6 protein-coding genes are annotated in these 5033 nt (G+C 69.9%); all 6 read left to right on the top strand.

Features of this window, described 5'->3' with window-relative positions:
- On the top strand, nt 1-410 hold a 410-nt coding region (locus ACLQ7T_RS16220), incomplete at its 5' end, for a hypothetical protein (protein WP_420480288.1).
- Between the two features lie 109 nt (nt 411-519).
- Nucleotides 520-1875, top strand: a complete 1356-nt coding sequence (gene tolB, locus ACLQ7T_RS16215) for a Tol-Pal system beta propeller repeat protein TolB (RefSeq protein ID WP_420480287.1) — start codon at nt 520-522, stop codon at nt 1873-1875.
- A gap of 131 nt (nt 1876-2006) precedes the next feature.
- On the top strand, nt 2007-2555 hold the full coding sequence (gene pal, locus ACLQ7T_RS16210) for a peptidoglycan-associated lipoprotein Pal (RefSeq protein WP_420472515.1): 549 nt from the start codon (nt 2007-2009) through the stop codon (nt 2553-2555).
- Nucleotides 2556-2675: 120 nt separating this feature from the next.
- On the top strand, nt 2676-3773 hold the full coding sequence (locus tag ACLQ7T_RS16205; protein WP_420480286.1) for a DUF3667 domain-containing protein: 1098 nt from the start codon (nt 2676-2678) through the stop codon (nt 3771-3773).
- 39 nt (nt 3774-3812) lie between these two features.
- Nucleotides 3813-4700 carry a tol-pal system protein gene (locus tag ACLQ7T_RS16200; protein ID WP_420480285.1) on the top strand — a complete coding sequence of 296 codons (888 nt, stop codon included), beginning with the start codon at nt 3813-3815 and terminating at the stop codon, nt 4698-4700.
- 110 nt (nt 4701-4810) lie between these two features.
- The coding region (locus ACLQ7T_RS16195; protein WP_489671842.1) for an adenine nucleotide alpha hydrolase family protein at nt 4811-5033 on the top strand (223 nt) is incomplete at its 3' end.

Genomic DNA, 5033 nt, shown 5'->3' with positions numbered 1-5033 from the left:
AGGCGCCGCAGCCGACGCCGGGCTTCAATCCCGACGCCAACGCCGGCGCCCTCAATCCCAGTCCCAATCGCGACCGGCGTCCGCCGGCGACCGGCGGCGGCGCGACCGGCAATGCGCCGCGCACCCTCGGCCGGGCCTCCCTGCAGGCCCTCGGCGCCCAGGTCCGTCCGTCCTTCAGCTGCACCCTGCAAGGCGTGCAGGATCTGGAGATCCGGGTGCAGGTCCGGCTCAGCGAGGCCGGCCGGGTGATCGGCCGCCCGCAACTGCTCCCGCCCCGGGGCGGTCCCAGCTACCAGCCGGTGTCCGATGCGGTCGTCCGCGCCATCTACGCCGCCCAGCCCTTCACCATGCCGGCCGACTACGAGGAGCAGGACATCGCGTTCCGCTTCCCGGCGTCACAGTATTGCTGACGGCATCTGATAGGCGACGGGTCTGACCGATTCTCGCCGCAATGACCGGGAACCTGTGGCCTGTCGATCAGGCTTATGAGAGCCTGCCGCTGATTTTGGAGACCCAAGCGTGAAATCGAAACTCCTGATGCTCATGGCCGCGACCGCGGTCGCCCTGGTCCCCGGCGTGGTCGCCGCCCAGACGCCGCAGCAGTCGGAGGACGTGGTCATCAGCCAGGCCGACATCCGTCCCTTCGCCATCGCCGTCGCCAACTTCAACGGCCAGTACGGCTCGGAGATGTCGGGCGTGATCCGCGCCGACCTGCGCCGCTCGGGCTATTTCGAGCCGCTGGACCCCGCGTCCTTCGTCGAGACGGGCCTGACCCTGGCCAACGCCCCCAACTTCCCGCAGTGGACCTCCATCGGGGCCCAGGCGGTGCTGTACGGCTCGGTCACCCCGCGCCCGGACGGCCGCAACGACTTCGGCTTCCGCCTGTACGACCCCTATCGTCAGTGCCAGCTGGTCTCGTACCAGTTCACCGCCACGCCCGAGCAGTGGCGCCGGATCGGGCACAAGATCGCCGATCTGGTCTATCAGCGCATGACCGGCGAGACCGGCCTGTTCGACAGCCGCGTGATCTTCGTCTCTGAAAGCGGCACCCAGCTGAACCGCGTCTCGCGCCTCGCGATCTCGGATCAGGATGGGTACAACCCGGAATTCCTGACGCCGGGCGACGAAGTGATCATGTCGCCCCGCTTCTCGCTCAGTGATCCGAACGAGATCACCTATGTCGCGCTGGGCCGGGACTACAGCCGGATCTATCTCTACAACCTGCAGACCCAGCGCCGTGAAAGCCTGGGCGAGTTCGACGGTCAGGTGCTGGCGCCGCGGTTCTCGAACGACGGCACGAAGATGGCCTTCTCGATCATCCGCAACGGCAACACCGACGTCTATGTGATGGACCTGTCCAGCCGTCAGGTGCGCCGCCTGACCAGCGATCCGGGCATCGACACCTCGCCGTCGTTCAGCCCGGACAACAGCCAGATCGTCTTCACCTCGGACCGGTCGGGCAGCGCCCGCCTCTACACCATGCGCGCCGACGGTTCGGGCCAGCGCCCGATCTCGCGCGGCGGCGGTCTGTACACCGCCCCGACCTGGAGCCCGCGCGGCGACCTGATCGCCTTCACCAAACAGGGCGGCGGCCGCTTCTCCACCGGGGTGATGAACGCCGACGGTTCGGGCGAGCGCATCCTGTCCTCGAGCTATTTCGAGGAAGGCCCGTCGTGGGCGCCGAACGGCCGCTACCTGATGTTCGCCCGCCAGACGCCGGGCGGCGACACCCGTCTGTGGACCGTCGACCTGTCGGGTCGGGTGGTCAATCAGGCGGGCTACGGCGGTCGCGGCACCGATCCGGCCTGGTCGCCCCTGCTGGACGAACAGCCGGTCCGGGTCGGGGGCGGCGGTCCGGACGCCTGTCCGGCCTGATCACAAGCGGAGCCTTTCGGCTCAATCCCGCGTTATCGTGACTGGCGAAATCGCTGGCGCGACAGTAACGACCTTGTATAGCAAAGCTAAATAGGGGCTCCGCCCCTGCCGCAATGGAGACGACCCAGATGATGAAGTCCTCGACCCTCTTCCGCCTGGCCGCCGTCGGCGTGGCCGTGACCGCCATGGCGGCCTGTACGCCGAAGCGTCCGGTGGAGACCGGCGGCGGTGAGACCCCGCCCCCGTCGAACCCGCAGTATCCGCCGGCCACCGGCCCGATCACCGGCGGCAACATCGGCGCCCCGGCTCCGGGTTCGGAGCAGGACTTCGTCGTCAACGTCGGCGACCGCGTCTATTTCGACCTCGACAGCTACTCGATCCGCAGCGAAGCCTATCCGCGCCTCGACGCCCAGGTCGCCTGGCTGCAGCGCTATCCGGGCGTGACCGTCCGCATCGAGGGCAACGCCGACGAACGCGGCACCCGCGAGTACAACCTCGCCCTGGGCGCCCGCCGCGCCGAGTCGGTCCGCACCTATCTGGTCGAGCGCGGCATTTCGGCCGCCCGGATCGACACCATCAGCTACGGCAAGGAACGTCCGATCGCCGCCGGCTCGTCGGAAGAGTCCTGGGCGCGCAACCGCAACGCCCACACCGCCATCGTGTCGGGCGCCACGCGCTGATCCGACGCTGAAAAGCGACAGGGAAGGGGCGCCGGTTCAACCGGCGCCCCTTTTCTTTTGAGGGCCGGATGCCCAAAGTCCGGCCGTTTCCGGCGGGGCGCCGGGCAGGGGGATGCGGGCATGGACATTGATGCGGCGGGCGGCGTCGTCACCGGGGGGCTGATCGCGGGGGCGATCGAGAAGCCGACCGGCAAGGCGGGCGACGACCACACCGGAATCTGCGCGGACTGCGGGGCCGAGACCTCGGGCAATTTCTGCTCCAACTGCGGGCAGCCGACCCATGTCCACCGCACCCTGCTGCACCTGTTCGAGGAAGTGCTGCACGGCGTCATGCATTTCGACGCCCGTATCTGGCGCACGCTCCCGCTGCTGTGGCTCAACCCCGGCCGCCTGACGCGGGAGTGGGTGCAGGGCCGGCGCGCCCGCTACGTGTCCCCGCTGGCGATGTTCCTGTTCACGATGTTCGTGATGTTCTTCGCGCTCAGCTTCATGCCCTCCCATCCGGCCGAGGCGCCGGGCCCGGAACGGATCGCCTCCCAACGCCAGGATCTGGTCGAGGCCGAGCAGGCCCTGGCCGAGGTCAAGGCCGGGTTCGCGGACCAGACCTCTCCGGTGGCGGTCGCGGCCATCGGCGCGGCGGACGAAACCGTCCGCAGGGAACGCACCCGCCTGACCGAGGTGGAGCGCGAGGTCCGCGAGGGCCGGCCCGACGGCCTGGTCCCGGGCAGCTGGCAGGCGAACCTCAAGGACGCGGCCGAGTCCGGGAAGAAGAATGCCGGGTCGGGCCACGGCTTCGCGGCCACCCTGCTGAAAAAGCTCCAGAACCCCGACCTGGCGATCTACAAGCTGCAGCAGACCATCTACAAATTCGCCTTCCTGCTGGTGCCGCTCTCGATCCCGTTCGTGGCGCTGCTCTTTCTGTGGAAGCGGGGCTTCACCCTCTACGATCACGGGGTGTTCGTCCTCTACTCCCTGACCTTCATGGCCATGCTGCTCATGCTCATGGTGCTCGCCGCCAGCCTGAACAGCGTGCTCGGGGGGCTCGTCATCACCCTCGGCATCCTGGGCATACCCGTCCACATGTTCGCCCAGTTGAAGAGCGCCTACGGCCTGTCGGTGTTCTCGGCTCTCTGGCGCACCGTCTTCCTGGTGACCTTCTGCAACGTCGTCGTCGGTCTGTTCCTGACGGCGATCGTCTACCTCGGCCTCGGGCACTGACCGCCTTGCGAGCGCCCCAAATCGGTGGAACCTAGACCCATGCTCAAGCTCCCGAACGCCCTGCGCACCCGCAACGCCCTCATCACCGCCGTCGGCGTGGTGATGATCGCCGGCACGACGACGGTGGTCGCCCAGACCACGCCGATGGAGCCCATCCAGTGGGACAAGCGCCGGCTGGACCAGCTGGACCGCAACGTCCGCCGTCTCGAGCGCGCCGTCACCCAGCGCAACGCCGCCGGTCAGCCGGTTCTGGTCGAGCCGGACCCCGAGGTCGTCGCCCTGCAGGGCCGGGTCGACCTGATGACCCGTCGTCTGTCGGACCTCGAGGCCACGGTCCAGCGGGTCAACGCCGACATCGAGCGCCTGACCTTCGCCGTCGATGAGAGCAAGCGCGACAACGCCGCCCTCGGAACCCGGCTGCGGGACGCCGAGGGGCGGGTCCGGGCCATGGAGCAGGCCGCCGCGCGCGAGGCCGAGCTGAACTCGCCGATCTCCAGCACCTCGCCGACGGGCGACCCGGCCCGCGACCTCGCGGCCGCCGTTCGTCTGGCGGCGACCGATCCGGCCCTGGGCGACCGCGCCCTGCAGACAGTGACCCTGGCCTGGCCCGATACGCCGCAGGCGCGCGAGGCCTTCAGCCGCATCGGCGACCTGCGTGTCTCCGGCGCCGATTTCGACAACGCCGTGCGCGCCTATTCCTCGGCCCTGCGCGGCTGGCCGACCGCTCCCTGGGCCGCGGCCACCACCCTCGAACTGGTCAACGCCCTCAACTCGGCGGACCGGAAGACCGACGCCTGCGGGGCCCTGACCGAGTTCAACACCCGCTACGCCCCCACGGCCAGCGCCGCCCAGCGCGCCCGGGCGACCGAGATCGGGACCCGTCTGGCCTGCACGCCCGCCCGGGCCCCGGCCCGGAGAGGCGGCTGACCCCGTCTGACCTCGACGGTCTGGCCGGGGCGGACGCCTGCCTGACGGCCCGTCTCTGCGTCGATGATCCGCGTCCGGTCGCCCTCGCCCTGTCCGGCGGCGGCGATTCCATGGCCCTGCTGCATCTGGCGGCCGGATGGAGCCGGGCGCACGGCCGCCCCCTTCTGGCCCTGACCGTTGACCACGGCCTTCAGCCCGACAGCGCTGACTGGACCCGCCGGGCGGGGGAGGCGGCCCGCGCCCTCGGCATCGACTGGAGGGGGCTGCGCTGGACCGGACCCCGGCCCGCCGCCGGCCTGCCCGCCGCTCGGTCGCCTTCATGTGGGACAAGGT

This window comes from Brevundimonas sediminis (genome assembly GCF_048799765.1).
Taxonomy (GTDB): Bacteria; Pseudomonadota; Alphaproteobacteria; order Caulobacterales; family Caulobacteraceae; genus Brevundimonas.
Note: the sequence above shows the minus strand (reverse complement) of the source record. Positions and strands in the feature narration are given on the sequence as shown.